This is a genomic window from Actinophytocola sp. (assembly GCF_035634895.1).
In the GTDB taxonomy this organism is placed as follows: domain Bacteria; phylum Actinomycetota; class Actinomycetes; order Mycobacteriales; family Pseudonocardiaceae; genus Actinophytocola.
Genome location: NZ_DASQCC010000214.1, coordinates 73,283 through 100,199 on the forward strand (window position 1 = coordinate 73,283; position 26,917 = coordinate 100,199).

Genomic DNA, 26,917 nt, shown 5'->3' on the forward strand with positions numbered 1-26,917 from the left:
CCTGGCGACCGGCCAGGCCACCCCCGTTGTCGGGCGGATCGCCGAGATGAGCATCGACGACCTGGTCGCCACCGCGCTCGGCGGTGCGGCGGCACCCGAGACCGGAACGACAGGAGAGAACGCGTGACCACCCAGGAGACCGCCGCCGACGAGCGTGTCGTCGCCGCGCTGCGGGCGGCCCTCACGGCGAACGAGCGGCTGAAGGCCGAAGTCGCCGCGCTCACCGCCAGGGCGACAGAGCCGATCGCGATAGTCGGCATGGGCTGCCGCCTGCCCGGCGACGTCCGTTCCCCCGACGACCTGTGGGCACTCGTCGCGCAGGGCCGCGACGGCATCGGACCTTTCCCCGACGACCGCGGCTGGGACCTCGACGCGCTGTACCACCCGGACCCCGACCACGCGGGCACCAGCTACACCCGCCACGGCGGATTCCTGCGCGACGCCGGTGACTTCGACGCACGCTTCTTCGGCATCTCGCCACGCGAGGCACTGGCCATGGACCCGCAGCAGCGGCTGTTCCTGGAAGCCGCGTGGGAGGTCTGCGAGCGGGCCGGCATCGACGCGGTGTCCCTGCGCGGCAGCCGCACCGGCGTGTACGCGGGCGTCATGTACCACGACTACGGCACCGGCTACCGCGACGAGCGCTTGGAGGGCTTCCAGGGCGCCGGGGTCGCGGGCAGCGTGGTGTCCGGCCGGGTCGCCTACCACCTCGGGTTCGAGGGCCCGGCAGTCACGGTCGACACCGCGTGCTCCTCCTCGCTCGTCGCGCTGCACCTGGCGAGCCAGGCGCTGCGGGCGGGCGAGTGTGACCTCGCGTTCGCCGGCGGTGTCGCGGTGATGGCGCAGCCCTCGACGTTCGTGGAGTTCTCCCGGCAGCGGGGGCTCGCGCCCGACGGCCGGTGCAAGGCCTTCGCGGCCGCGGCGGACGGCACCGGTTGGTCCGAGGGCATGTCGCTGGTGCTGCTGGAGCGGCTGTCCGATGCCCGTCGCAACGGTCATCCGGTGCTGGCGGTCGTGCGGGGGAGTGCGGTCAACTCCGACGGTGCCTCCAACGGTCTCACCGCGCCCAACGGTCCGGCACAGCAGCGGGTCATCCGGTCCGCACTCGCCGCAGCCGGTCTCGATCCGTCCGAGGTGGACATGGTGGAGGCGCACGGCACGGGCACGACGCTCGGTGATCCGATCGAGGCGCAGGCCGTGCTCGCCGTCTACGGCCAGGACCGCGAGACCCCGCTGTGGCTGGGGTCGCTGAAGTCGAACATCGGGCACACCCAGTCGGCGGCGGGCGTCGCCGGCGTCATCAAGGCGGTGCAGGCGATCCGGCACGCCACCATGCCGAAGACGTTGCACGTCGACGAACCCAGCCCGCACGTGGACTGGTCGGCGGGCGCGGTGGAGCTGCTGACCGAGGCACGACCATGGCCCGCGGTGGCCCGTCCGCGCCGCGCCGGGGTGTCCGCGTTCGGGGTCAGCGGCACCAACGCCCACGTGATCGTCGAGCAGGCACCCGACCTTCCCGAACAGTCGGGTGTGGCGGGCGGGGCCGACGAGGGGCCGGTGCCGTGGGTGCTGTCGGCCCGCACGGCGGCCGCGCTGTCCGCGCAGGCGTGGCGGCTGGTCGAGCACGTCGAGGCGCACCCGGAGCTGACCGCCGACGCGGTCGGCCGCGCGCTCGCCACCGGGCGCGCACACCTGGAGCACCGTGCCATGGTTCTCGGCGCCGATCGCGCCGCGCTCGTCAACGGGGTCCGCAACCTGGCCCGCGGTGAGCCGTCCCCCGGGGTCGTGTCCGGCACCGTCACCGACGGCACCCTCGCGTTCCTGTTCGCCGGCCAGGGCAGCCAACGCCTCGGCATGGGCCGCCAGCTGCTGCGCTTCCCCGCGTACGCCGACGCGTTCGACGCCGTCGCCGCCGAGTTGGACCGCGGCCTGCCGCGCCCGCTGCGCGACGTCGTGTTCGCCACCGGGGGCACCGCCACCGCCGCCGCGCTCGACCGCACCGAGTTCACCCAGCCCGCGCTGTTCGCGGTCGAGGTGGCGCTCGTGCGGCTGCTGGAGCACTGGGGCGTCCGGCCCGACGTGCTCGCCGGCCACTCGGTGGGCGAGATCGTGGCCGCGCACGTGGCCGGCGTGCTGCCGTTGTCGGACGCGGCCGACCTCGTCACCGCGCGGGGCAGGCTCATGCAGCGACTCCCGGCCGGTGGCGCGATGGTCGCGGTCAGCGCGGGTGAGGAGGAGGTCGCGCCGCTGCTCGCCGGCCACGAGCACGAGGCCGCCATCGCCGCGGTCAACGGTCCCACGTCGGTCGTGCTGTCCGGCGCCGAGGCGGTCGTGCTGGACATCGCCGCGCGCCTGCGTGCCGAAGGCCACCGCACCAAGCGGCTCCAGGTCAGCCACGCGTTCCACGCGCCGCAGATGGCGCCCATGCTCGCCGAGTTCCGCGCCGTCGCCGAGCGGCTGACCTACGCGCCGCCCACGATCTCGGTCGTGTCCAACGTGACCGGCCGGTTCGCCACCGGCGACGACCTCGTCACCGCCGACTACTGGGTGCGCCACGTCCGCGCCACCGTCCGGTTCCACGAGTCGGTGCGGACGCTGGAGGCCGACGGGGTGCGCACCTTCCTCGAGGTGAGTCCGGGTGACGCGGTCACCGCCATGACCCACGAGAGCCTCACGACGTCGGCGGAGGCACTGCCGGTGCTCCGCCGCGACCAGGGCGACTGCCGCTCGTTCCTGGCGGCGCTCGGTCGCCTGCACACCAGGGGCCGATCGCTGACCGTGCCGCCGCCGCGCGGGCACGTGCCACTGCCCACCTATCCGTTCGAGCACAAGCGTTACTGGCTGGAGACCACCGTGACCACGACCGACCACACGACCGTGACCATCCCGGCGGAGACCGTCGAGGCCGAGGAGCGGACCGGTGGCGAGCTGTCCGCCGGGATTCTGGCCGGGCTGCCCGCGGCCGACCGCAGGAAGACCCTGGTCGAGACCATCATCGGCCTGGCCGTGACCGCGCTCGGCCACGACGACCACGACGAGATCGACGAGGAGACCGGCTTCTTCGACGTCGGGTTCAGCTCGCTGACCGCCGTGGAGGTGCGCAACCAGCTCGGCGAGATGACCGAGCTGGACCTCAGCCCGATGCTGCTGTTCGACCACCCGACACCGGGCATGCTCGCCGACCACCTGACCGAGCGCCTGTCCGCAGTGGACAAGGCGTGACCCCGTTCCCCAACACAGACTTCGACAGGAGTGAGGACATGTTCGACGTCGACACCTACCTGAGGCACCTCGACCACCGGGGCTCCACCGCCCCGACGGCGGAGAACCTGCGCGCACTGCACAAGCGGCACATGATGACCGTGCCGTTCGACAACTCCCGCAACGCGGCCAAGGGCCTCGCGATCTGGGACGACGTCGACGCGGGCGCCGATGTGTTCTTCCAGGCGCTGATCACCGAGCGGCAGGGCGGCATCTGCCACGAGCTCTCCGGCCTGTTCCGCGCGTTGCTTCTCGAGCTGGGTTACGACGTCACGATCGTCTCCGCCGGCGTGCGCGGCGCGAACGACCAGTTCGGACCGGACCTGGAGCACATGCTGAACCTGGTGCGGATCGACGGCGAGCAGTGGCTCGTCGACGTCGGGTTCGCCGGACCGTCGTTCACCGAGCCGGTGCGGGTCAGCGCCGATGTCCAGACGCAGAACGGGTTCGACTACCAGGTCGTGCCCGACGGTGAGCACCTCGTGCTGCGCCGCCGGGGCGTGGGTGCCGACTGGCAGGCCGTGTACCGGTTCACGCTGCGGGAGCGGCACTACGCGGAGTGGAAGGCGATCGTCACCGGCGAGAACGACGACCCGTACTGGCACTGGGCGGGCGAGATGATCGCCGCGGGCACCGTGATCTACGGCCACGCCTACGAGACCGGCCAGCTGCTGCTCGTCGGCCGCAGGCACCTGCGTGCCGAGGACGGCGTCGACCACGTCCGCGTGCTCGCGAAGACCGCCGACTACGAGGGCGCCATCGACCACATCCTGCACCCCGAGGTGGGTGTGCGGTCGTGAGCACCGGATCCGACGTCCTGGTCGTCGGCGACGGACCGGTCGGCCAGACCCTCGCCGTGCTGCTGGCACGGCGAGGCTGGTCGGTCACCGTCGTGGACCGCTGGCCCGAGCCGTACACGATGTCGCGTGCGGTCGCGTTCGACAGCGAGGCCGCCCGCGTGCTGTCCGCGCTCGGCATCACCGGTTTCGTCGCGAACGACACCGAGCCATCCGGCCGGTACGTGTGGCGCAACGCCGAGGGCAAGGTGCTGCTGGACATCCAGGGCGCGAACACCGGCTGGTGCCACTGGCCGGACTCGACCTCGATGTACCAGCCGGGCCTCGAGGCCGCGTTGACCGCGCGCGGCGCCGAGCTGCCCACCCTGACCGTCCTGCGTGGCCGCGAGGCCGTCGAGGTCGCCGACCACGGCGACCACGTCGAGCTGACCTGTGTGGACAGGGCGGGCGAGCGGACGGTGCTGTCCGCGCGCTGGCTGGTCGGGTGCGACGGTGCCAACAGCTTCGTGCGCGGGCACATCGGCACGGACATGCACGACCTGCGCTTCTCCCGCGACTGGTTGATCTGCGACGTTGTGCCGCACGACCCGCGACCCTTCGACCCCAACAACCTGCAGGTGTGCGACCCGGCACGGCCGAGGACCGCCGCGTCCGCCGGACCGGGCCACCGCCGGTGGGAGTTCATGCGTGTCGACGGCGAGACGGTCGAGGAGCTGAACACGCCGGAGAGCGCGTGGCGGCTGCTCGCGATGTTCGACGTCACGCCGGACAACGCGACCCTGCTGCGGCACGCTGTCTACAGCTTCCAGGCGACCTGGGCCACGAGGTGGCGGTCCGGCCGTGTGTTCATCGCGGGCGACGCCGCGCACGTCATGCCCCCGTTCGCGGGGCAGGGCATGTGCTCGGGCATCCGCGACGCGGCGAACCTCGCGTGGAAGCTCGACCTCGTGCTCGGTGGCCGGGCCGGCGACACCCTGCTGGACACCTACGAGCTGGAACGCGGCCGCCACGTCCGGCACGCGGTGCGGATGTCGGTGGACCTCGCCAAGGTGATCTGCCAGCTCGACCCGGCGGCCGCGGCCGACAGGGACACGGTGATGATCGCGGCCCGCGAACGCGGCGTCGGCGCCGGGGCCCCTCAGGCGCCCGTCCACCCGCTGCACGAGGGGGCGCTGCACGACGTGCGGCCCCGCGGCCTGGCCGGCAGGCTCAGCCCGCAGGCACACGTGCGGCGCGGCGCGGCGACCGGCCTGTTCGACGACGTCGTCGGCACCGGGTTCGTGCTGCTGTCCACCGAGGACCCCCGGCCACACCTCGACGAGGCGGACGTCGCGTTCCTCGCGGAGCTGGACGTCAGGATCGTCACCGTCGTTCCGGCCGACGACCCGAGGGCCGGGAACGGAGCGACCGCGGTCGCCGACGTCGACGGCGTCTACCTGCCCTACCTGGAGCAGGCGGGCGCCAGGGCGGTGCTCATTCGGCCGGACTTCTACGTGTACGGCCAGATCGGACGGCCCGAGGACTACCGCGCGGTGGTCGCGAGCCTGCGCCACCACGTGAGCGCGGCCGTCCTGACGCACTGAGATATCCCACAGCAGAACACGACTCCGGCGCGGACCTCGACCGAGGTCCGCGCCGGAGTCGTGTGCCACACCCCTTGGTGACTCGGGTGCGCACGATGGGGAACCCCCGGCACTCCTACCGGGGGTTCCCCATGGCGCGGCAGTGTGTGCGGGCCCGGGGAGGAGGGGGCGTGTCGCCGGGCCCGCACACACGGTGCGAACGGCGACGCGGGCGGGGTTCCGGGAGCGGAACCCCGCCCGCGTCGCCGTCGGGACCGTCCGGGAGGCGGTCGTACCGGACGGGTCAGGCGGTCGCCGGCTCGGTCTTCGCCGGCGGTTCGTCAACCGGCTCCTCGGCCGCGGGCTCCGGCGTGTCCTGCCCGGACCCGCGGAGCAGCGCGACCGCCAGGACCAGTGCGGCGGCGACGAATACCGCGGCGATCACGAACGCGACGCGGTAGGCGCCCACGAGCGCCGCCGACTCGTCCTCGCCGGAGGCCAGCAGCGCGTCGGTCCGCGCCGTGACGACCGCGCTCAGCACAGTCAGGCCGATGGCGCCGCCGATCTGCTGCGTGGTGTTGAACAGTCCGGACGCGATGCCGGAGTCGGCCGGCGAGACGGACGACATGCCAAGGCCCATCATCGCGGGTGCCGCGAGGCCGAAGCCCAGCCCCATGAGGAGCGTCGCAGGCAGGAAGTCCGCCAGGAACGTGCCGCCCACCCGAACCGTGGCCAACAGCGCGAAGGCGGCGACGATCAGCACGAGTCCGGTGTAGAGGATCGTTCGCTGCCCGAACCGCATGATCAGCCGTGCGGACAGGAACAACGAGATCAGCGCGATCACCACGGCGATCGGCACGTACGCCAGACCGGCCTGCAGCGAGCTGTAGCCCAGGACCCGCTGCAGGTACAGCGTGCCGAAGAACAGCAGCCCGAACATCCCGGCGATCATCAGGAACTGCACGACGTTCGCCACCGACAGCCCCCGCGAGGAGAAGATCTTGAGCGGGACCAGTGGCCGGGCGGCCCTGGCCTGTCGGACGACGAACGCGACGAGCAGCAGCACCGCCACCGGCACGAGGACCAGCGTCTGCGTGGCGCCCCAGCCGATGTTCTCCGCGTTCACGATGGTGTAGACGAGCAGCATCAGCCCGCCGGTGACGAGCGCGGCGCCGAGGAAGTCCGCGCCCTTGCGCACGCCCATGCCCTGGTCGGTCGGCACCGCGCGCATCGCGACCAGCACGACGGCCGCGCCGATCGGGGCGTTGATGAAGAAGATCCAGTTCCAGCTGACGAGGTCGGTGAGCACGCCGCCCAGGAGCGGGCCGACGGCGCCACCACCGGCCGACGCGAAGCTGTACGCGCCGATCGCCTGCGCCTGCTTGCGCGGCTCGTCGTACATCGTGGCCACCATGCCGAGGATGCACGCCGACGCGATCGCGCCGCCGATGCCCTGCAGGAACCGGAAGATGATGAGCATCGCCTCGGTAGTCGCGAAGCCGCACAGCAGCGACGCCGCGCTGAACAACGCGATGCCGGTGATGAACACGTACTTGCGGCCGACCAGGTCGCCGAGCCTGCCGGCGAGCAGCAACAGCCCGCCGAACGGGATCACGTAGGCGTTGACCACCCACACGAGGTTCGCCGAGGAGAACCCGAGACTGCTCTGCACGGTGGGTAGCGCGACGTTCACGATGTTCTGGTCGATGACGATCATCATCTGGCCGGCGCAGAGCACGACGAGCGCCAACCACCGCAGTCCGGTCATCCGCTTGTCGGGCAGGCCCATGGTTGTCTTCCCTTTCGATGGTGCGTTCATGTGTTTCCGTCCTTCATCATCGGGGAGGCGGTTGCCGCGCGGAAGAAAGCACTTTTTTGTGACTGCGTCACATCGATGTGACTACTGGTCGCCTGCCCCGGCGCCGAGCAACTCGGCGACCTGTTCCGCGAGTGCTGTGGCCTGCGCCAGGTTGAGCCGGGGATCGCAGGTCGTCGCGTACCGAGCGGTCAGGCCGTGGTCGTCGCGGATGTCGCCGGTCGTGTCGTCAAGGCATTCGGTCACCGGGTCACCGGTGAGTTCCAGGTGGAGCCCGCCGGGATGCGTCCCCATCTCCCGGTGCACCGCGATGAAGTCCGCCACCTCCTTCCCGATGTCGGACAGGTGCCGGGTCTTGTAGCCGGCCCTGGACTCGAACGTGTTGCCGTGCATGGGGTCGCATTGCCACACGACCTCGTGGCCGGTGGCGGTCACCCGTGCCACGATCGCCGGCAGCACGTCGTGCACCCGGCCTGCGCCCAGGCGCGTGATGAGCGTGAGGCGACCGGGCTCGCACCGGGGGTCGAGGCGTTCCACGTACTCGGCGGCCTGCGCAGGCGTCGTCCCCGGACCGAGCTTCACGCCGATCGGGTTGGCGACGAGCCGGGCGAACTCGACGTGCGCGCCGTCGAGTTGCCTGGTGCGCTCGCCGATCCACAGGAAGTGCGCCGACCCCGCGTACAGCCGGTGCCGCCCGCCGAACTCGCCGACCCGCACGAGCGGTCGTTCGTAGTCCAGCAGCAGGGCCTCGTGGCTTGTGCGCACCTCGTGCCCGGCGATCGCCCTGACCTCGGTCAGCGTGGTGCGCGACGCCAGGTAGGCACGCACCATCCGCGCCGGGTCGGGCGTGCGAGCCGCGATGTCGGGCTGCGGGGCGTTGACGATGTCACCGCGGTAGACCGGCAGCCCCAGGGCGTCCCGGTCCTGGGAGCGCGGTTTGGCGTACTGGCCGGCGATGCGGCCGACCGGCACGACGTCGAGCCCGCTGCGTTCGGCGATCACTCCCGCCATCCGCAGCAGCGTGCGCACGGTGCCGTGCACGTGTTCGGGCGTGCCCTCGGCGAAGGTCTCGGCGCAGTCACCGCCCTGCAGGAGGAAGGCCTCGCCGCGGGCGACGGCGGCGAGGTCGGTGGTCAGCGCGCTCACCTCGGCGGCCGTCACCAGCGGCGGCACCTGTGTGAGGAACGCGTCGACCGACGTGAGCAGTGACGTGTCGCCCCATTCCGGTTGCTGCGCGGCCGGGCGGCGCACCGCGTCGGCGAGCGCGGTCGGCATTGCCAGGTTCATGAGTCGATTGAATGACGCGCGTATCCCCTACCCGCACCCCTAGGAACACCCACAGAATTCCGGTGACCGGGTTCCCGGCGGCCCCGTGATTAGCATCGGTCGGTATCGTCGGAAATACAAGGAGAGTGTTATGCCGGGCCGTTGGCTGTTCGTCCGAATGCATGGTCCCACCCGCGTGCCGAGCCGGGGTGAGCTTCCTCTCTCGCTCGGCGAGACCGCGCGCCTGCTTCGCGCCGCCGACCCGTGCGCGTGCCTGTTCTTCGACCGCACCGGCACCGCGGGTGACACGCTGGAGGTGTGGCTCGACGCGCGGCCCGATGTCCGCGCCGCGGCCGCGCGCCTGCTGCGCGTCCCCGGCGGTGGCTGGGTCACCACGGCGCTGCGCCCTGCCGACCGCCCGGCCGACCATCTCCCGTACGGCGGTCACGACGTGTTCGACGAGCTGGCCGCCGTGTCCAGCGAGCTGGCGCTCCACCCGCTCGGGGGCGACCAGGTGGACTTCGCGGTCGCGCACCTGCGCGGGCTTTTCGCCATCGCCGGCGACCGGGCCCAGGCCATCGCCTTCGAGTGCTGGCGGCACTGGTCGGCCACGTTGAGCCCGACGCGCCGCGTGGCGGAGTCGGTCGAGGCCGCGCTGCGTGCCGGCACACTGCCGCACACCCGGCCACCGCGGCTCGCCGCCTACCTCACCGCCACCGAGCGGGCCGTGCTCGGGCAGCGGTCCCGCGCCGCGCTGCCCGCCCCCTACCTGGTGTTCACCCAGGCGCTGGGCACCCACGCGCGCCTGGCGCTGCCGCCGTCGGTCGGCGCCGCCGCCGCGCTGACCGTCCGCAACGAGCTGGCCGACCGGACCGTCTCCGCGCTGTCGGGACGGTCGGCGTGAGCACCCAGGAGGTGCACGTCGAGCTCGGCGAACGCTCCTACGCCGTGCGCATCGGACCCGGCGTGCGCCACGAGCTGCCCGAGGTCGTCGCCAAGGTGGGCGCGCAGCGCGCCGCCGTGGTGTCCGCGCGACCGCGGGAGTGGACGCCGGACCCCGGCGTGCCACACACGCTGATCACCGCACGCGACGGCGAGGAGGACAAGACGCTCGCCGCGGTGGAGAGCCTGTGCGAGGCGTTCGCCGAGTTCGGCCTCAACCGCGGCGACGTGGTCGTCTCGTGCGGCGGCGGCACCACCACCGACACCGTCGGGCTGGCCGCCGCGCTCTACCACCGGGGCGTCGCGGTGGTCCACCTGCCGACCACCCTCCTCGCGCAGGTCGACGCGAGCACGGGCGGGAAGACCGCGGTGAACCTGTCGCGGGGCAAGAACCTCGTCGGCACCTACTGGCAGCCCGACGCTGTCCTGTGCGACACCGACTACCTCGCGACGCTCCCCGCCCGCGAGTGGGTCAACGGGTACGGCGAGATCGCGCGCTGCCACTTCATCGGCGGCGGCGACCTGCGGGACCTCCCGATCACCGAGCAGATCACGGCGAGCGTGGCGCGCAAGGCCGCCGTGGTCTCCAGTGACGAGCGCGACGCGGGCCCGCGGCACCTGCTGAACTACGGCCACACCCTGGGCCACGCGCTGGAGTGGGCGACGGACTACCGGCTGCGCCACGGTGAGTGCGTCGCGATCGGCACGGTGTTCGCCGGCATGCTCGCCGGCGCACTGGGCCGCATCGACACGACCCGCGTCGACGAGCACCTCGCGGTGGTGCGCCACTACGGCTGTCCGTGGCGGCTCCCGGCCGGCGTGGCCGCCGAGGAACTGGTACGACTCATGCGCCTGGACAAGAAGTCACTGGGCGACCTGACCTTCGTCCTCGACGGCCCCGCCGGTGCGGAACTGGTGCGGAACGTGCCGGAGCACGTCGTCGCCGACGTGCTCGCGGCCATGCCCAGGGACTAGTGCGGTGTCCACCAACGTTCATTGGTGGACACCGCACCACTAGTCGGCGACGAGGTGCATGAGGGCTCGGGCGGCGAGGCGGTAGCCGAACGTGCCTAGCCCCACGACCACGCCCGACGCCAGCGGCGCCAGGACCGACTCGTGCCGGAACCGCTCTCGCGCCCACACGTTCGAGATGTGCACCTCGACCCACGGCCTCGGGTAGGCGGCCAGCGAGTCGCGCAGGCTCCACCCCGCCATCATCAGCGCGCCGGGGTTCACGATGGCCCCCACGGTGTCGGCGCTCGCGTTCACCGTGCGGACGAGCTCGCCCTCGACATCGTCCTGGACGCTCGTCACCGTCCAGCCCCGCTCGGCGACCTCGTCGGCCACCGCCTTCTCCACGTCGGACAGCGTGTCGGTGCCGTACACCGCCGGCTCGCGCCGGCCGAGAATGCCCAGGTTCGGTCCGTTCAACAACAACAGCCGGCTCATCGCGCCACCTTCCCGAATTGTGTTCCGTCTCCCACAACTAGCAGGAACGTGCGCCCGTGCCATTTTTCTGTGGACGTTCCCGAGAATGTCAGGGGGTGGTTAGGGGATGGGTCGAAAATATATCGACGGTAATGTCGGAACCAGTTGAAACGTCTTTCCCCAGTCGGCGTTAAGGAATCTCATGGTCTCACGAATTGTCTCCGCACTTCCGGAGTGGCCGCGGTTCGACGACGCGGAGCGCACCGGTCTGCTCCGGGCGCTCGAACAGGGCCAGTGGTGGCGCATGGGTGGTGGCGAGGTCGACGCGTTCGAGCGCGAGTTCGCCGCCCACCACGGCGCCGACTACGCGCTGGCCGTCACGAACGGCACGCACGCGCTGGAGCTGGCCCTACAGGTGCTCGGCGTCGGATCGGGTGACGAGGTCATCGTGCCCGCGTTCACGTTCATCTCCTCGTCGCAGGCCGCACAACGGCTCGGCGCCGTCGCGGTGCCGGTCGACGTCGACCCGGTCACCTACTGCCTCGACCCGGCCGCCGTCGAGCGTGCGGTCACGAACCGGACCAGGGCGATCATGCCCGTCCACATGGCCGGTCACATGGCCGACATGGACGCGCTCGGCAAGCTCGCCGCCGACAGCGGGGTGCCCCTGCTGCAGGACGCCGCCCACGCACACGGCGCGACCTGGCGGGGCCGCCGAGTCGGCGAGCTGGGCTCGGTCGCCGCGTTCAGCTTCCAGAACGGCAAGCTCATGACGGCGGGCGAGGGCGGCCTCGTGACCTTCGCCGACCGGGAGCAGTACGACCAGGGCTTCCTGCGGCACAGCTGCGGCCGCCCGCCCGGCGACCGCGGCTACTTCCACCAGACCTCCGGTTCGAACTTCCGGATGAACGAGTTCTCCGCCGCGGTCCTGCGCGCCCAGCTCGGCAGGCTGGCGGAGCAGGTGTCGGTACGGGAGCAGCGTGCGTCGCTGTTGACCCGCCTGCTCGGCGACATCGACGGCGTCGTTCCGCAGGGCCGCGATCCGCGCTGCGACAGCAACCCGCACTACATGGCCATGTTCCGCGTCCCGGGCACCACCGAACAGCGCCGCAACGAGCTCGTGGACCAGCTCATCGAGCGCGGCGTCCCCGCGTTCGCCGCGTTCCGCGCCATCTACCGCTGCCCCGGCTTCTGGGAGACCGGCGCACCTGAGGAGACGGTGGACCAGATCGCCGCGCGCTGCCCGAACACCGAGGCCATCTACGCCGACACGATCTGGCTGCACCACCGCACGCTGCTCGGCACCGAGGAGCAGATGCACGAGGTCGCCGAGTCGGTCGCCGACGTGCTGGGGCGGTCGTGAGCGGGCCGCTGCGCGTCGCCGTGATCGGCCTCGGTTGGGCGGCCCGATCCATCTGGCTGCCCCGCCTCGCGGCGAACTCCCGGTTCGTCCTGGCGGCCGCGGTCGACCCGGATCCCGCCGCGCGGGCCGAGGCCGGCGCACCGGTGGAGTACGCCACGGTTGACGAACTGCCGTCCGACGCGGTGGACCTGGCGATCGTCGCCGCGCCCAACCACCTCCACGCCGCGGTCGCCGAGAAGCTGCTCAGCGCGGGCGTCCCGACGTTCGTCGAGAAACCGGTGTGCCTGACCACCGGTGAGGCGGACCGCCTGGCCGCCGCGGAGGTGGCGGGTGGCACGGTCCTGCTCGCCGGCAGTGCGTCCCGGTACCGCGCGGACGTGCGGAGGCTGATCGAGGTCACCGCCGACCTCGGCGAGCTGCGCCACGTCTCGCTGTCCTGGGTGCGAGCGAGGGGCATCCCGAACGGCGTCGGCTGGTTCACCCGCCGTGGCCTCGCGGGCGGCGGCGCACTGGTCGACCTCGGCTGGCACCTGCTCGACAACGTCCTGCCCTTGCTGGGCGGCTCGCGTGTCGAACAGGTCGCAGGCACGGTGTCCGCCGACTTCCTTGGCCACGCCGGCGCCCACGCCGGGTGGCGACAGGAAGGCGCCACGTCCGGCGGCGACGTCGAGGACACCGCCCGCGGCTTCCTCGTGACCCGCGCCGGGCTGTCGGTGTCCCTCACCGCTCGGTGGGCGTCGCACCAACCGGTGGACGTCACGACCATCGCGGTCGAGGGCAGCGACGGCGTCGCGACCCTGGAGTGCACCTTCGGCTTCAGCCCCAACCGGCGCGACGCCGCACTGACCGTGATCCGTTCCGGGCAGGTCACCCGGGTGCCCGTACCTGCCGAGGAGATCGGCGCGGAGTACGACCGCCTGCTCGACGCCCTGGCCGACCGAGTGCACGACCCGGCCGTGCGCGGCACCGCCGTCGCCGAGGCCAGGCAGGTGGTGCACGTGATCGAGCGGTTGTACGAGGCGGCGCCGCTCCTGTCGACCAGGTCGGTCCGACCGGTGCGCGCCGTGGTGTTCGACCTGGACGGCGTCGTCGTGGACAGCTTCGCGGTGATGCGCGCGGCGTTCACCGAGGCGTACCGGCAGGTCGTCGGGGACGGGGAGCCGCCGTTCGCCGAGTACAACCGCCATCTCGGCCGGTACTTCCCGGACATCATGCGGATCATGGGCCTTCCGCTGGAGATGGAAGGCCCGTTCGTCCGCGCGAGCACCCGCCTCGCGGGCGAGGTCACCCTGTTCCCCGGCGTTCACGACCTGCTGACGGACCTGCGCGACCGCGGCATCCCAACGGCCGTCGCCACCGGCAAAGCGGGCTGGCGGGCACGGTCGCTGCTGGAACGGCTCGGCGTGCTGCACCTGTTCGACCACGTACTCGGCTCGGACGAGGTGGCACACGCGAAACCCGCCCCGGACATCGTGATCCGCGCGCTGGAGCTGCTCTCGACCGCCCCACAGGACGCGGTCATGATCGGCGACGCGGTCACGGACCTGACGGCCGCGAAGGCCGCCGGCGTCCGGGCGATCGCCGCCCTGTGGGGCGAAACCGACGAGCAGGCCCTACTGGCAGAGGAACCCGACGACGTGCTCCGCACGCCGAGCGACCTCACACGGATTTGCCGTCTGACGGCGCCAGCGACCCGGCCCGCACTCGCCCACCGCTGACCGCCAGGCGCCGACGGGGTGTGCGCGGCCAGTCGTCGTCCGGTGTCGTGGACGGCCGCCACATCCCGATCGACCATGACATCGTGGTCGATCGACGCCGCGCACGCCGCGCTGGCCAGAACCGAAGGACAGTGCCGACTCACCATCCCCGCCGGTCACGACGCGTTCATGCCGCTGTTCGACCTGTTCGTGGTCGACCTGATCGCACAGAACCGCAAGGCGTGCCTGGATATCACCGGGGTTGACGGCTACGCCGTCGTGCGAGTGCCCTTCTGGGTGTGGCGGACAGGCAAGGCGCGGTCGGGACATTCTGCATCCGTACGCCGTCGAACATGACGACGTATTCAAGGTTCCCGTGGCCGCTGCGCGCAACACAGTTGGTGGTGGCGTCCACGTAGGTGGTGGTGTCGTTTGCCGTCGCCGAGGGACCACTGCGTTGCCAGTCGTGGGATCATCGCCGAGGGCTTGGAAGTAGAACGGGTTATCGTGCGGTTCTTTGGCTACCGCCGCGCTCTCGAACGTCTGATATGCGGCAGAAGAGGATGTTCGGGTCGCTGCCCTCCTGGTCAGATCGGAGGGGGTTCGGTCAGCACAGTGCCGACTCGACCGCGCCGCGTACGTTGGCGGTGTCGCCGTTGGTCAGGTGTCCGTTGGCCACGGCGAACGCTGATCGGCCGTCGTGGGTGGCGGCGGTGAAGGAGTCGTAGCCGGGCATGTTGCCGGCGTGTCCCCACGCCACACCGCCGCAGGGCAGGGGGATCTCGCGGATTCCGAGACCGTAGTCGGGCCCTTCGGCGGGCACCGTGGTTAGCATCTGTGCGAGCAGGTCGGGGCGCAGCACCTTGCCGGCCAGCAGTGCTCGCACGAAGCGCGTCAGGTCCGGGCCGGTGGAGATCAGTGCTGCGGCGGCGCCGGGAAGGCTGGGCTCGAGCTCGGTCACGTCCGCGACCGGCTGGCCGGGAAAGGCGTAGTAGCCGTGCGCGTGCGGTCCCTGGATCCGCTTGTCACCGGCCTGCGGGTAGGTGGTCTGCCACAGTCCGAGCGGCCGGATGAGCCGGTCGGTGATTTCCGCGCCGACATCGTTGCCGGTCACGGCTTCGACCAGCATCCCGAGCACGATGTACCCGGTGTTGGAGTACGCCCACCCCGTACCGGGGTCGAACAGCGGCGGGTGGCTCAACCCGAGCTCCACCAGTTCCTCGGGCCGCCACGGGTGGTTGTTCGCATCCGGGTCGGCCAGCACGTCGCTGATGTAGTCGGCCATCCCACTGGTGTGCTGCAGCAGTTGCCGCACGGTGACTCTGGCGCCGTCATATCCGTTGCCCCGCACCAGACCCGGCAGATACTGCTCGATCGGCGCGTCCAACCCCACCGTGCCCTCACCGACGAGCTGCAGTACCACCGCGGCGACGAACATCTTGGTGTTGCTGGCCACCCGCACCCGATCCCACGGTCGGATCGGCCGGTCGACGCCCAACTTGCCCGTGCCGCTGCTGACCGTCCAGCGCCGGTGCCGGTCCTGGGCGAAGACCATCGCGCCGGGCACCCCACGCGCGGTGAAGCCGTCCACAACCGCCTGGACATCAGCATGATCGCCGGTGTGACCGCCATCCGGTTGCGCGGCGACCGGCGCGGCGGTCAGGCAGCCCGCGCCGAGCGCAAGCGCTACCGAACCCGCGACCAGCCGCCGAGATTTCCTTGTTCGCATCACATAACCCCCAAGGTCGTGTCATGACCGGACCGAACGTTACGTGCAAGATCGACACCCGAACATCCGGCAGACCCCCCGAAACGTCCTGCGGACAACCCCACCATGCGATTCGATGTCCACCGTGACATTCCGCTCAGCCGGCTTCCGACGGCGTTGAGCACGGCAAGAACCTTGAGCCAACTCGAAACCAACCAACCCCGAGCGACGGCACTGTTCCGTCGGAACACGCGTGTGAACGAGGCCTTCGGCATCCCGTGGAACCGTCACATCGGGCCGAGTGAATGTACCGCCTACCGATACCGGCGTTCTTGGGCTGAAAGGAACGAGTGCAGTGCCGTCAGTTGAGGTGCCTGCCGCAGGTTGGCGAGATACTGCTGCCAGTTGTACTCGATTCCCTCACCGCGTTCGCAGGCCTCTGCCCGGGGACTGAATTTCACGAAGGGCCACGCGGCGTTCAGGTCGCGGACCAGCGTGCCACTTAGCCAGATGTGGATGGACTCGCCGACAGCTGCGAAGTACTGCCGCTGGCGAGGCGGAGACTGTGCGGCGCCCAGAACTGCATTGTGAACTCTCGTTCTTGACTACCCATGACTACGTCTACGCTTCGGTCCTCGTTGCGCACCACGGCGCCGACGTCTCGCCACCCGGGTGCCGACGGCGGAAGCACGTCAAGGTCGTAACCCGCCCGGTCGAACGCCGACTTCAGCGCGAGCCGCAGCGAGGACGCAGCGATATCCGGATAGAGACTCCAGTCCACCAGTTCCCCCGTCCCCCGCTACCGCAGCGTATCCGGTGTAAACGGCACCAGGTCCGTTCATCGGCTACGGATGACGTGGTGGTGTGGGCGACGGACTGGGGCTACGACTTGGGGCGTTGCCTTGTTCCCGCGGTCAGGAGATCGATCATCTCGGTGATACGTGCCGCCCGCAGCTCCGGGCGGCGTTTGGTGCCGTCGACCCAGCGCAGGTAGGCGCGGCGGTAGAATTGGGCGAGGGAGTCGAAGAACGCGGCAGCGGCCGGGTTGGCGTCGAGCGCGGTCGCGATGTCCTCGGCGAGGTCCGCGCGCTGCGGGCCTTCCGGGGACAGAGTCACCTTGACGTGGTCACCGGGCGACACGCCGTGGTCACGCCGCCATGCGGGGCCGAGAACGACACCACGGTCGGTGCCGAGGATCTCGATGACGCCACGGACACGCAGACCGTTGACGGTGCCGGTGATGTGATGTCGAGGTTTGACGCCCCAGACCTGGTCGGGGTCGAACGGCACGGGCACGAACACCCGGTCACGTCCGCTGGTGCTGAGCGTGGCAGTGAAACGACGTGCCGTCATAGAAGCGATCGTATTGGGAACCGGGGTCTACCGACACACATCGCGACCCCAGACCCTGAATCAGGAGGCCCGGAAACCGTTGCCGTGGAAGCCGGACAGCCGCCACGTTGTCTTGCCCGCCGTACAGTTCGACCTCAACGTGTTCCATGGATGCCATGGTGGTCAACGTCCTCGGCGCAGATCCACCGCGTTCTTCGCGACGTCCGCACATCGGCATGACCGGACGTTCGATCGCCGCGACCATGATCGATCCGCTCGGTGGACCTGGAACGTGTTCTCTCGGAGGATCACCTGTTGCTGGTGGGCCCACGACTGGCAACGTGGCGGTCCCTTCACACTGGCAGGCGACAGTGGCTCAGGGCGGCCCGGGCGTAGTCACCCAGTCTGCAGGAGGCCAGGCACCCGCAGTGGCGCCACATGGTCATGATCGGTGGAGACCAGCAGGTTCTCAGTCTTCGAGTGGGTGTCATGGTCTTACAGTCTTTCGACATTGGTCTAAAGTGGTCAGTGGTTTCCTGGTCTGGCTGCGGACCGATGGGTGCGGCACCGCAACCCCCAGAGGCCGCGGACACGGGTGACGTGCGCGTCGCTTCTGCTGGATCGGACGCCGAAGGGCTGTACGGTGGTGGTGCCGTGTAGGCGGTGGTGATGAGCTGAGCGGTACTCGTGAACTGGAGGAGCCTTCATATGTCGAAGCGCACCAGCAAGAAGAAGTCACGCAAGAAGCGCGGCGCGAACCACGGCAAGCGTCCGAACAGCAACTGAACGCACGCCGCGGCGGGCAGACCGGTCATCCACCCGGTCTGCCCGCGATGCCGGCAGCAGGTGGACGGTGATCGACCGGGTGAGTCGCCGGCCGCCGAGCAGCGTTCCCAGCTTCGGTCGCAGGCAGGACCAGCGCTCGCCGTCGTGCGCGGTTGCACGTTGACTGTGTGCGCGACCGGGAGCAGACACTGGGTCACCCTGTTCGGGCGGACTTGGGTATGGCCTGTCGCCCCCGCACGCCAGGGAGGTGCCCCCGGCTGGCGAGGCTGAGCCGACCGTCGGAAGGCTTCACGGCCTGCGAGTCAGGCCGGTAGCGCGTTGTTCGGCGCCGAACGATGCGAGAGCGTGGTCTCGATATTCGCTTGGTGGGGTGCCGTAGCTTGCGCGGAAGGCTCGCGTGAAGGTGCTGTGATCGTGGAATCCCCGGCGTGACGCGGTTCGATGGACGGGGGAGGGTCAACTGCGCGGGATCGCTGAGGTCGCGGCGCGCCCGTTCGAGGCGTTGGTGCCGAATCCGGGCCGCGACCGTGATGCCTCGGCGTCGGAACAGGCGGTGTGGATAGCTTTTGTCCCGCGATGGAATCCTACTTCTGTGGCGCTTGTTCGGTTCCGGCTTCGTCGGTGGTGTCGGCCGGCGATGACCCGCCTCGCGAGGCGGGGCGGACCTGGACGAGTGGAAGGAAGATCTCGTCGACGATCTCGACGAGAACGCTTTCGGGGATGGTGGTGACCCCGCCAAGGGTGTACTCGTTGCGGAGCAGGTCGACCGCGACCGTGGCGATCCGGGGTGTGAGCGCCTCGGGCCGGGCCTCCCCGCGCGCGACGGCTCGGGCGAGCATCCGCAGCCACGCGGTGTTTCCCGCGGGCACGACGTGTTCGCGCAGTTCGCGGAGCAGGCGAGGGTCGTCCGGGATCGCGGCGAGCAGGGCTCGCAGCACCTTGCTCACGGGAGAGGTCATGCGTGCGTTGGCGCGTTGCAGCAGTGCCAACGCGTCGGAGCGCAGAGAGCCGGTGTCGAGATCCAGTTCCGGGTCGGCGGGCAGGAGCTGTCGGTAGGCCGCGACGGCGAGTGTCGGCCGATCGGGCCAGCGGCGGTAGATCGCGTTCTTGTTCGTCTCCGCTCGCGCGGCCACCCGGTCCATCGTCAGGCCGACGTAGCCGCTGTGCACAAGCTCGTCCGCGGCTGCCCGCAGGATCGCCAGTTCCAGCGTGGCGCCACGCCTGCGTGTCTGACGAGGCGGAGCGGTGTCTCCCGCTCCCGCGTCCGAAGTCACTCGGTCATCCTGGTCATTATAGTGATCGCACCGTACCTTATCTTGCTTCTACGTGAGAACATGTGTAACTCGTTAAGGTACGATAGAGTACGCTAGGGTAACGTTGGTCGTCTCGGAGGGTTGAGATGAGTCGTGGTTCCTTGGTCGTCGGACTGCCCGTGGCGGGGTATTCGCACGAGACCTGGACGGGGCACCGAGGCCGGTCCAGGCGGCGCAACGCAATGACACGGGGCTGATCCGGGATGCGTGGGCGAGGCATCAACTACGACACGGGCGCCTTTCCGGCCCGGGTGCCGACGCGCACCGAGTTCGATCCGTCGGTCGTGGCGCGGGATGGACTCAGTCGCGCCAGTCGGCGGGGTGGAGGGTGGCGGCCACGAGGGTGGCGACGCCGCCGATGGTGAACGACAGGGTGGCCGGGGAGAACGCGCTCACCCTGCCATCGAAGTGGCCGGCGAGGGCGAACACCAGCAGCCACGCGAACCCGCACACCACCAACAGGATGATCCCGCAGACGCGCGCGAACCGCACGGCGCGGCTGCCGACCCTGGTGCCGAACAGCCGTAGCAGGGCGATCAGTGCGACCAGGATCACCAGGGCGAACACCCCGACGACGATCGCGGCCAGCTTTGCTTCGCCGCTGAACGGGCCGTCGCCGGAGTCGCCGAGGCCGAAGACCGCCGTGAGCAGGCCGATCGAGTCGTCGCCGTCGTCCGCCTTCTCGGTCGCTGTCAGGAACGGCAGGACATAGCCGAGCACCATGGCGACCGAGCCGATGGCCACCACCGTGCGGAATGCGGCGATCTCCAGGCGGTTCACGCGGTCCCGCAGCGCGTACATCTGGAGCCGCAGCTCCTTCACCTTGTCCTCAGCGGGCTTCTCGTCCATGCCGCATCCCCTCTCAACCGTCCACAAAGGAGAATAGGTGGAGCGTGAGCCGGTGGGGACGTGAACTCCCAACTTCGTGTCGGGTCCACATCGGATCCTGCGGCAAGGCCTGGTTCAGGCGGTGCGCGTGTCGTATGTCACGCGGTTGGCGAGTACGTCGTCCATGTTCGTCTCGGCCCAGGTCTTGACGGCGCGCATCATGAGACGCAGTGAGAGGCCCAGGTCGGTCAGCTCGTAGGAGACCGTGACCGGCACGGTCGGCGTCGCGGTGCGGGTGACCAGGCCGTCGCGCTCCAGGGAGCGCAGGGTCTGGGTGAGCATCTTCTGGCTGACGCCGGCCAGCATCCGCGCCAGCTCCGAGTAGCGCAGCGCACGGGACTCACCGTCGCCATCGCCCAGTGCGCACAGGATAAGCGTGACCCACTTGTCGGAGATCCGGTCGAGCAGCTTGCGGCTGGGGCATGCCGCGAGAAAAGCGTCGTACTCAGCCTTGGTCCGCGCTCGCTTCTGGGCCGCCGTCGTCGTCGCCATCGGGCACTCCTCTCACCTGCGGGTAGATTACGCACTCTGAGGTGCCTACTTCCCATTGGGATGTTACCGGCCAATACTGAAGCAGGCACCAAACACGGAAGGCAGATACTTGAACACCCTCTCCACGTCGCTTCCCGGCGGCACCCGGCCCCTGGGCGACCTGACCGTCACCCGGTTCGGCTACGGCGCCATGCAGCTCGCCGGCCCCGGAGTCATGGGTCCGCCCGCCGATCGCGACGGCGCACTCGCCGTCCTCCGCGAGGTCGTCGAGCTCGGCATCACCCACATCGACACCGCCGACGCCTACGGGCCGCGTGTCACCAACCAGCTGATCCGCGAGGCGCTGCACCCCTACCCCGAGTCGCTGCACATCGTGACCAAGGTCGGCGCGACCCGTGACCAGCAGGGCGGCTGGCCCCCGGCACGAAAGCCCGACGACCTGCGCCGCGCCGTCCACGAGAACCTGGAAACCCTCAGCCTCGAGGTGCTCGACCTGGTCAACCTCCGGCTCGGCAACGCCCAGGGACCCCAGCCCGAGCCGATCGCCGAGGCGTTCGAGGCCCTCGTGGAACTCCAGCGACAGGGCCTGATCCGGCACCTCGGGGTCAGCAACGCGACAGCGGACCAGGTCGCCGAGGCCCAGGCGATCGCGCCGATCGCGTGCGTGCAGAACATGTACAACCTCGCCTACCGCGCCGACGACGCGCTGATCGACAGGCTCGCCGAAGAGGGCGTCGCCTACGTGCCCTTCTTCCCGCTCGGCGGCTTCAGCCCACTGCAGTCCTCGGCACTGTCGGCCGTGGCCGCCCGGCTGGACGCGACACCGATGTCGGTCGCCCTGGCCTGGCTGCTGCGGCGGTCGCCGAACATCCTGCTGATTCCCGGCACCTCATCGGTGGCGCACCTGCGCGAGAACGCCGCCGGCGCGGGACTCACACTCACCGGCGAGGACCTCGCTGAGCTGGACGAGATCGGTCACCAGCGGGGCTGACCCACGGATCACCGCGCTCGCTTCGACCGGCGCCGCGATCGTGCTGGTTGCCCGGTCCGGGCGAGGTCGCGGGCACGCTTGGTCATCGCCTCGACCCGGGCCGTCAGACCGTCGGACGGCTCCTCGCCGGTCAGGTCGGTGGCCAGTTCGGCGTAGGCGGCCGCCAGCTTCCGCGACCCGTCGGTCGGGTGTCGGTCCAGCTCGATGATCAGCCCGGCCAGCACGGCGACCTTCGCGTTCAGTGACGCGCGGGCGTCCGACACGGCCTCGTCGTCGCCCCGCCGACGCGCGGCGAGCGTGCCGAGGCGGCGGCTGGCCAGGAACATGGTCGCCGCACCCCCGAGGACCGCCAGCACGGCCGCGCCGGCGAGCAGGTACCGGGGGAGGGACGCCTCGATGGTGCGGGGTCCGTCGGGCACGGAGCCGGACTTCACGAGCGCGTCGTAGTTCACGGCGAGGATCTTCACCGCCTCGAGTGGACGGTCGGCGAACTGGTCGGCGCCCTGCGCGATGACGTTCTCCGAGACGAACGCCTTGCCGAAGTTCTCGCCGTCGATGTCGGAGCCGGCGAACTGCGAGCAGCCGTAGTGGTCGAGCTCGTCGTCGCCGACGGTGAAGAACATGACCAGGGTGCCGGCGGCCGCGTCCGCGACGTCGTCGCAGGCGTCGCCGAAGTCGGCGCCCTGGTCGAGGAACACCACGACGAGCCTGCGGTTGCCGATGACCCGCTCCGCCGCGGCCACGTCGAGGTCGGTGCCGGGTGCCGCGTACACGGAGGACACCCGCACCTGTCTGGCGACCGGGCCGTCGAAGATGCCGGCCGACCACGTGGCCCACCCGGCGAGCACCAGCAGGCCGACGACGGCGACGCCGAACGGTGTGGCGAGGAACCGGGTCAGCCGCGCCATGCGACACCACCCGCTAAGTAGTTCGCCGGCCGGTACTCGGCGCGCCCGAGGCCGCGGGCCACGGTGTCCAGGTCGCGTTGGGCGTCGGTGAGGAGCGCGGCGACGTGCCGGTCGGGCAGGTCCTCGGTCAGGGCGGACCGGGCGGCCTGGAGCTTGCCCAGTGCGCGGGTGAGGGCCGGGGCGTGGGACAGCGCGGACAGTTCGATCGCGAGTGTGGTCAGCCCGGCGAGGCGTCCGGGTGGGGTGCGCGGCAGTCTGCGCGGTCCGAGGACGGAACGGACCGACAGCACGAGGAACCCCACCACGCACGCGACGAACAGCCACGGCAGCGCGGGCAGGGCGACGCGCAGCGGGTCGATCGGCTGGTACGGCAGCGGCCGGTCGAACAGCCCGGCGTAGCGGACGTTGGTGACCTGGTTGAGGTAGGTGCCGAGGACGTTGGCCTGTGGGTAGGCGTAGGTGCTGATCCGGTCGCCGAAGCGGCCGTAGAAACCCGCGCTGGCCACGTCGGAGAACTCGCTCGCGCGTGGGCCGTGGTATTCGACCCAGTTGCCGTACATGACGAGGATCGGCTTGCCGGGGAACAGCTTCGCGAGCGCCGGGCCGTACTCGGGCGCGGGTTGCCCGAACGGTTGCCGCGGGAACGCGGCCACGAGCGGTTGTTGGCCGCCGAACGCCTCGGTGTCGGGCACCTTCCGGAGGGTGGCCCCGTCGGCGAGGTGGGGACGGCCGGCACGCAGGTCGTTCGCGACCGGGTCGAGCTCCGCGGCGGTGGGTGCGCGCCAGGAGAACGTGGTGACGTTCCGCGGGTCGGGCTGGTCGCGTTCGGTCGCGACGAGGGTGAGCAGGAGGCTGGTGACGTCGCCGGTGACGAACGTGGTGCGCCACTCGGCGAGCCTGTCGGGCGTGACCTGGTAGGTGGTGCCGGAGGTCTCGGTGCCGACGATGCGGATCGTGGCGTTCTCCACCTTGCGGAGCTGGTCGCGCTGCTTGTCGCTCAGGCCGGGTGGGGCGACGAGGATGCGGATGTCGGCGTCGCCGATGGCCTTGGTGACGCGCTGCTCGTCCCAGTCGGCGGTCGCGCCGGGGAGGCGGACGACCGGGTCCTGGTCAAGCATGTCGGTCAGCTCGGCGACCGACGGAAGGGTGGCGTCGGTCAGCTCGCCCGCGGAGCCCTCGGTGACGGTGTCCCGTGCGGACGGTGCCTGGGCGTAGCTGACGTCGACGTCGCCCTGGCTCTGGGAGACGAGGAACACGGCGACGAACGCGACCGCGGCGGACAGGAAGGCCCAGCGGAGCCAGGGCAAGCGCTCATTCACCGGTCACCTCCCGGTAGAGGCGGTCGGCCCGGGTGGCGCAGTCGGTGGCCTCCTCGGCGGCGGTGGCGCCGCGGCCGCTCGCGGCGAGCAGCTCGGCACGGTCGAGCAGCTCGTCGGCGAGCGGGAGGGCCCGCGGCGCGGCGTCGCGGCTGACGGTCGCACTGTCGATGGCGGCGTGTGCCGCCGACCAGGCGGTGCGGCCGCTGGTGGCCCTGGCGCGGGCGCGTGGCAGGTACGTGGCCGCGAACCCCGTCGCGACCAGCACCAACGCACCGACAACCCACACCAACCAGCTCACGGTGCCCGATTGTGCCTGACGGCACGCGGACATAGTCGCTGGTTGGCGCGTCGGGGGAGTGACCTCGCACACGAACGGGCCGTCGTCCACTTGCGACCACAGTCAGGTCCATGGCTGTCTGAGCGACCCGCGCCGGCGCGCGGAAGTGCACCGGGTCGGACTTCCGCACTCGCCGACAATGGTGTGGACATTCAGGACAGATGTCACCCGGAAAGGGTGATTCGCATGCCTTCGCCGAGATTCCCGGCCACGAGAACCATAAGGTCGACCGGGGTCAGGCCGGCGATTCGTGGCGACGTCACCCGAATGGTGCCTCGCCGCGTCAACGGTGGGCGCCCGCCGGTAAGGTCCGTCGCGGCCCGGCGGCAGCGCCGACCACGGCAAGCGTTTTTCGGGCAATGCATTCGACCGGCGCGACCCGAATGTTGGAAACTAAAGGAGCTGTACACTTCCGAGGGAATTTCTTTCCGGAAGTCAGCGCTGTGCACATCTCGTCCCTATCGTCAGTCTTTGCTCTCATCAGATAGTCGGGGACAACGCATTGGGGACCCATGAACACTCGAAGGATTCAGCCGTGGTCCGGCGCGTTTGAACGACCACGTGGCCGAACGCTCGCAGGCCTCGCACTGGCCGCCGGTCTCGTCCTCGCGACCGCTGCTCCGGCGCTCGCCGGCGAGGTGCCGTCCGCCGCGACCCCGACCCAGGTCAGCTCCGCCGCACCGGCGACGACGAGTACCCCGACGAGTACCCCGACGAGTACTCAGACGACGACCACCTCCGCCAAGCCTTCGACGCCAGGGCAGTCCCCGACCTCGACCGTCGATCCGACGTCCGAGGCGCCCAGTTCCACGTCGGCCGGCGCATCCGCTGCCGAGGCCCCCGCGGCCACACCGGACACGAAGACCGAGCCGGCGGCACCTCCGCGAGCCGCACGGGCCGAGGCGGCCGTCGCGGCCTCGGTGGACCTCGGGGTCACGCAGTTCGCACCCGAGGCCGCGGCGGCGGGCTCGCCGATCGCCTGGATGGTCACCGTCACCAACGGCGGCCCCGGTGACGCCAGCTCGTACACGCTGACCGACATTGTCCCGGCCGGGGTGACCGGTGTCTCGAGCGCCGCGGTCGGCTGCTCGACCGTCGGCAACACCGTGACCTGCACCGGCGGTCCGCTCGCCGCCGGTGCCAGCTCCAGCGTGACCATCACCGGCACGACCCCGTCGCCGTTCACGTTCCCCCTGGCCAACTCCGCCACGGTGGCGGCAGGCGCCGGTGACGTGGACGCGAACGCCGGCAACAACACGAGCACCGTCGTGACCACCACGGCCGTCCCAGCCCCGTCGCTGGGGGTGGTCACGGTGGCCACGCTCCAGGACACCAACGCCAACGGCGTCGGTGACCTCGGCGAGTCGATCAGGTTCACGGCCACCGTGAGCAACACGGGCAACGTGACGCTGTTCGGCCTGCAGGTACGCCACGACGGCACCCTGGTCACCTGCGCGGACACGGTGCTCTCACTCGACGAGAGCACGACGTGCACGGTGCCCGACCATGTCATCACGTCGGCGGAGGTCACGGCGGGCGAGGTCGTGACGATCACGACGGCGACCGCGATCGCGCCCTCCGGCGCCACGGTGACGGCACCGGTGTCGCGCACCAACACGCCCATATACCAGCCGAACCCCCGGATCGTCCTGGTGAAGGAGGCCGACCTCAACGACAGCAACGCCAACAACGTCGCGGACCTCGGTGAGACCATCGACTACACGTTCACCGTCACCAACGTCGGCAACGTGCCGCTGTCCACCCTCGTCGTCGTCGACCCGTCCCTCGGCGGGGTCACCTGCCCGCAGACCTCGCTGGCAGTGCAGGAGATCGTGGTCTGCACCTCGGACGCACCGCACGTGACGTCGGAGCAGGACGTCGCCGACCGGCAGGTGGTCAACTCGGCGTTCGCGCGGGCGAAGTCACCGTGTTGTGCCGCCGTCATGTCAGAGGTGTCCGTGGTCAACACCCCCACCGTCATCGACGTGCCCGGGATCGCGCTCGACAAGCGGGTGGAGCTCGTCGACGCCAACGCCAACGGCGTCGCGGATCTCGGCGAGCAGATCAAGTGGACGTTCCTGGTGGTCAACAACGGCAGCGTCCCACTGACCGGCGTGGCGGTCGACGACCCGACAGCCGGCCCGGTGACGTGCCCCACGACCACGCTGGCCGTGCAGGAGGCCACCGTGTGTGTGGCGGACACGCCATACGTCGTGACCGAGGCGGACATCCTCGCCGGCGAGGTCACCAACACCGCGGTCGCGACGGGCGACACCTCCCCGGGAGGTCAGCCCGTCGTCTCGAACCCCGACTCCACGGTCACGCCGACCGCGGCACCCGCCCCGGCACTGACCCTGACGAAGGTGGCCGTCCTCAACGACGAGGACGGGGACGACCTGGCCGATCCGGACGAGACGATCGACTACACGTTCGTGCTCACCAACACGGGCAACCTGACGTTGACCGACGTCGCGGTGGACGATCCGAAGGTCGGACCGGTCACCTGCCCGGTGACGACACTGGCGCCGGGTGAGTCCGTGACGTGCACCGCGGCGCCGTACACGGTGACCGAGGACGACATCGACGCCGGCATCGTCCGCAACGTCGCCGTCGGCTCCGGGCAACCGGGTGGCGGGGGTGAGTCCGTGGTCACCCCGCCGGCGACCGCGGAGGTCCCGGTCGACGAGGGCGGCAGCGGTGGTGGCGGCGCG

23 protein-coding genes and 3 pseudogenes are annotated in these 26,917 nt (G+C 70.5%); 12 read left to right on the forward strand and 14 right to left on the reverse strand.

Going from position 1 to position 26,917, the window contains the following annotated elements:
* Positions 1-201 precede the first annotated feature (201 nt).
* The 3 genes and pseudogenes from VET29_RS32870 to VET29_RS32880 all read left to right on the forward strand — a co-directional run.
* Positions 202-3,222: pseudogene (locus VET29_RS32870) on the forward strand (type I polyketide synthase); the annotation flags it as partial.
* A 38-nt stretch (positions 3,223-3,260) separates the two neighbouring features.
* A complete protein-coding gene (locus VET29_RS32875) occupies positions 3,261-4,061 on the forward strand; it encodes an arylamine N-acetyltransferase family protein (RefSeq protein WP_324927996.1) in 801 nt (266 codons plus the stop codon).
* On the forward strand, positions 4,058-5,641 hold the full coding sequence (locus VET29_RS32880; RefSeq protein WP_324927998.1) for a bifunctional 3-(3-hydroxy-phenyl)propionate/3-hydroxycinnamic acid hydroxylase: 1,584 nt from the start codon (positions 4,058-4,060) through the stop codon (positions 5,639-5,641). Before VET29_RS32875 ends, VET29_RS32880 begins: the two co-directional genes overlap by 4 nt.
* Positions 5,642-5,924: 283 nt before the next feature.
* Here the strand turns inward: VET29_RS32880 and VET29_RS32885 are convergent, their stop codons facing one another.
* Positions 5,925-7,439 (reverse strand): MFS transporter, encoded by a 1,515-nt coding sequence (locus VET29_RS32885; RefSeq protein ID WP_324928001.1) that lies wholly within the window; start codon positions 7,437-7,439, stop codon positions 5,925-5,927.
* A gap of 81 nt (positions 7,440-7,520) precedes the next feature.
* Positions 7,521-8,723 carry a 3-deoxy-7-phosphoheptulonate synthase gene (locus VET29_RS32890; RefSeq protein WP_324928003.1) on the reverse strand — a complete coding sequence of 401 codons (1,203 nt, stop codon included), beginning with the start codon at positions 8,721-8,723 and terminating at the stop codon, positions 7,521-7,523.
* A 130-nt stretch (positions 8,724-8,853) separates the two neighbouring features.
* Here VET29_RS32890 and VET29_RS32895 point away from each other — a divergent pair, with 130 nt between their 5' ends.
* Together VET29_RS32895 and VET29_RS32900 are read left to right on the forward strand one after the other, a co-directional pair.
* Positions 8,854-9,606: a hypothetical protein gene (locus tag VET29_RS32895; RefSeq protein WP_324928005.1), complete on the forward strand. Its 753-nt coding sequence runs from the start codon at positions 8,854-8,856 to the stop codon at positions 9,604-9,606.
* A complete protein-coding gene (locus tag VET29_RS32900; RefSeq protein WP_324928007.1) occupies positions 9,603-10,619 on the forward strand; it encodes a 3-dehydroquinate synthase family protein in 1,017 nt (338 codons plus the stop codon). The genes VET29_RS32895 and VET29_RS32900 overlap by 4 nt, the downstream gene beginning before the upstream one ends.
* A gap of 39 nt (positions 10,620-10,658) precedes the next feature.
* On the opposite strand, the gene VET29_RS32905 is transcribed toward VET29_RS32900, so the two are convergent.
* Positions 10,659-11,093: a type II 3-dehydroquinate dehydratase gene (locus tag VET29_RS32905; RefSeq protein ID WP_324928009.1), complete on the reverse strand. Its 435-nt coding sequence runs from the start codon at positions 11,091-11,093 to the stop codon at positions 10,659-10,661.
* Positions 11,094-11,274: 181 nt separating this feature from the next.
* Here VET29_RS32905 and VET29_RS32910 point away from each other — a divergent pair, with 181 nt between their 5' ends.
* The 3 genes from VET29_RS32910 to VET29_RS32920 all read left to right on the forward strand — a co-directional run bounded on the left by VET29_RS32910 (position 11,275) and on the right by VET29_RS32920 (position 14,489).
* A complete protein-coding gene (locus VET29_RS32910; protein WP_324928011.1) occupies positions 11,275-12,435 on the forward strand; it encodes a DegT/DnrJ/EryC1/StrS family aminotransferase in 1,161 nt (386 codons plus the stop codon).
* The gene (locus VET29_RS32915; protein ID WP_324928013.1) at positions 12,432-14,153 is read left to right on the forward strand and encodes an HAD-IA family hydrolase; all 1,722 of its coding nucleotides are present in this window, start codon (positions 12,432-12,434) and stop codon (positions 14,151-14,153) included. Before VET29_RS32910 ends, VET29_RS32915 begins: the two co-directional genes overlap by 4 nt.
* A 75-nt stretch (positions 14,154-14,228) precedes the next feature.
* Positions 14,229-14,489, forward strand: a complete 261-nt coding sequence (locus tag VET29_RS32920; protein ID WP_324928015.1) for a hypothetical protein — start codon at positions 14,229-14,231, stop codon at positions 14,487-14,489.
* A gap of 250 nt (positions 14,490-14,739) precedes the next feature.
* Here VET29_RS32920 and VET29_RS32925 read toward each other — a convergent pair whose 3' ends face one another.
* The 3 genes from VET29_RS32925 to VET29_RS44200 form a co-directional block, all read right to left on the reverse strand.
* Positions 14,740-15,861: a serine hydrolase domain-containing protein gene (locus VET29_RS32925; protein ID WP_324928017.1), complete on the reverse strand. Its 1,122-nt coding sequence runs from the start codon at positions 15,859-15,861 to the stop codon at positions 14,740-14,742.
* Between the two features lie 861 nt (positions 15,862-16,722).
* The gene (locus tag VET29_RS32930; RefSeq protein ID WP_324928019.1) at positions 16,723-17,193 is read right to left on the reverse strand and encodes a YdeI/OmpD-associated family protein; all 471 of its coding nucleotides are present in this window, start codon (positions 17,191-17,193) and stop codon (positions 16,723-16,725) included.
* Positions 17,147-17,437, reverse strand: a complete 291-nt coding sequence (locus tag VET29_RS44200) for a DUF6959 family protein (RefSeq protein ID WP_414636678.1) — start codon at positions 17,435-17,437, stop codon at positions 17,147-17,149. The genes VET29_RS32930 and VET29_RS44200 overlap by 47 nt, the downstream gene beginning before the upstream one ends.
* A 443-nt stretch (positions 17,438-17,880) precedes the next feature.
* On the opposite strand from VET29_RS44200, the gene VET29_RS44205 reads away from it, so the two are divergent.
* Entirely contained in the window at positions 17,881-17,958 is a 78-nt protein-coding gene (locus VET29_RS44205; RefSeq protein ID WP_414636680.1) for a 50S ribosomal protein bL37, read from the forward strand.
* A 288-nt stretch (positions 17,959-18,246) separates the two neighbouring features.
* Here the strand turns inward: VET29_RS44205 and VET29_RS32935 are convergent.
* The 4 genes and pseudogenes from VET29_RS32935 to VET29_RS32950 form a co-directional block, all read right to left on the reverse strand.
* Positions 18,247-18,360: pseudogene (locus tag VET29_RS32935) on the reverse strand (hypothetical protein); the annotation flags it as partial.
* Positions 18,361-18,542: 182 nt separating this feature from the next.
* Positions 18,543-19,232: a TetR/AcrR family transcriptional regulator gene (locus VET29_RS32940; RefSeq protein WP_324928021.1), complete on the reverse strand. Its 690-nt coding sequence runs from the start codon at positions 19,230-19,232 to the stop codon at positions 18,543-18,545.
* A gap of 339 nt (positions 19,233-19,571) precedes the next feature.
* On the reverse strand, positions 19,572-20,120 hold the full coding sequence (locus VET29_RS32945) for a hypothetical protein (protein WP_324928024.1): 549 nt from the start codon (positions 20,118-20,120) through the stop codon (positions 19,572-19,574).
* Between the two features lie 114 nt (positions 20,121-20,234).
* Positions 20,235-20,651 carry a helix-turn-helix domain-containing protein gene (locus VET29_RS32950; RefSeq protein WP_324928026.1) on the reverse strand — a complete coding sequence of 139 codons (417 nt, stop codon included), beginning with the start codon at positions 20,649-20,651 and terminating at the stop codon, positions 20,235-20,237.
* Between the two features lie 109 nt (positions 20,652-20,760).
* On the opposite strand from VET29_RS32950, the gene VET29_RS32955 reads away from it, so the two are divergent.
* Positions 20,761-21,642 (forward strand): aldo/keto reductase family oxidoreductase, encoded by an 882-nt coding sequence (locus tag VET29_RS32955; protein WP_324928028.1) that lies wholly within the window; start codon positions 20,761-20,763, stop codon positions 21,640-21,642.
* 8 nt (positions 21,643-21,650) lie between these two features.
* Here the strand turns inward: VET29_RS32955 and VET29_RS32960 are convergent, their stop codons facing one another.
* The 4 genes from VET29_RS32960 to VET29_RS44210 all read right to left on the reverse strand — a co-directional run bounded on the left by VET29_RS32960 (position 21,651) and on the right by VET29_RS44210 (position 25,203).
* Positions 21,651-22,550: a hypothetical protein gene (locus tag VET29_RS32960; protein WP_324928030.1), complete on the reverse strand. Its 900-nt coding sequence runs from the start codon at positions 22,548-22,550 to the stop codon at positions 21,651-21,653.
* Positions 22,538-23,869 carry a hypothetical protein gene (locus VET29_RS32965; RefSeq protein ID WP_324928032.1) on the reverse strand — a complete coding sequence of 444 codons (1,332 nt, stop codon included), beginning with the start codon at positions 23,867-23,869 and terminating at the stop codon, positions 22,538-22,540. Before VET29_RS32965 ends, VET29_RS32960 begins: the two co-directional genes overlap by 13 nt.
* Entirely contained in the window at positions 23,862-24,167 is a 306-nt protein-coding gene (locus tag VET29_RS32970; RefSeq protein WP_324928034.1) for a DUF6403 family protein, read from the reverse strand. Before VET29_RS32970 ends, VET29_RS32965 begins: the two co-directional genes overlap by 8 nt.
* Positions 24,168-24,927: 760 nt before the next feature.
* Positions 24,928-25,203 (reverse strand): hypothetical protein, encoded by a 276-nt coding sequence (locus VET29_RS44210; RefSeq protein ID WP_414636679.1) that lies wholly within the window; start codon positions 25,201-25,203, stop codon positions 24,928-24,930.
* On the opposite strand from VET29_RS44210, the pseudogene VET29_RS44215 reads away from it, so the two are divergent.
* Together VET29_RS44215 and VET29_RS32980 are read left to right on the forward strand one after the other, a co-directional pair.
* Positions 25,190-25,414 (forward strand): annotated as a pseudogene (locus VET29_RS44215) (hypothetical protein); the annotation flags it as partial. The gene VET29_RS44210 and the pseudogene VET29_RS44215 sit on opposite strands and share 14 nt — an antisense overlap.
* Positions 25,415-25,519: 105 nt before the next feature.
* Positions 25,520-26,917: DUF7507 domain-containing protein (locus VET29_RS32980; RefSeq protein ID WP_422652967.1), on the forward strand; the 1,398-nt coding region annotated here is incomplete at its 3' end.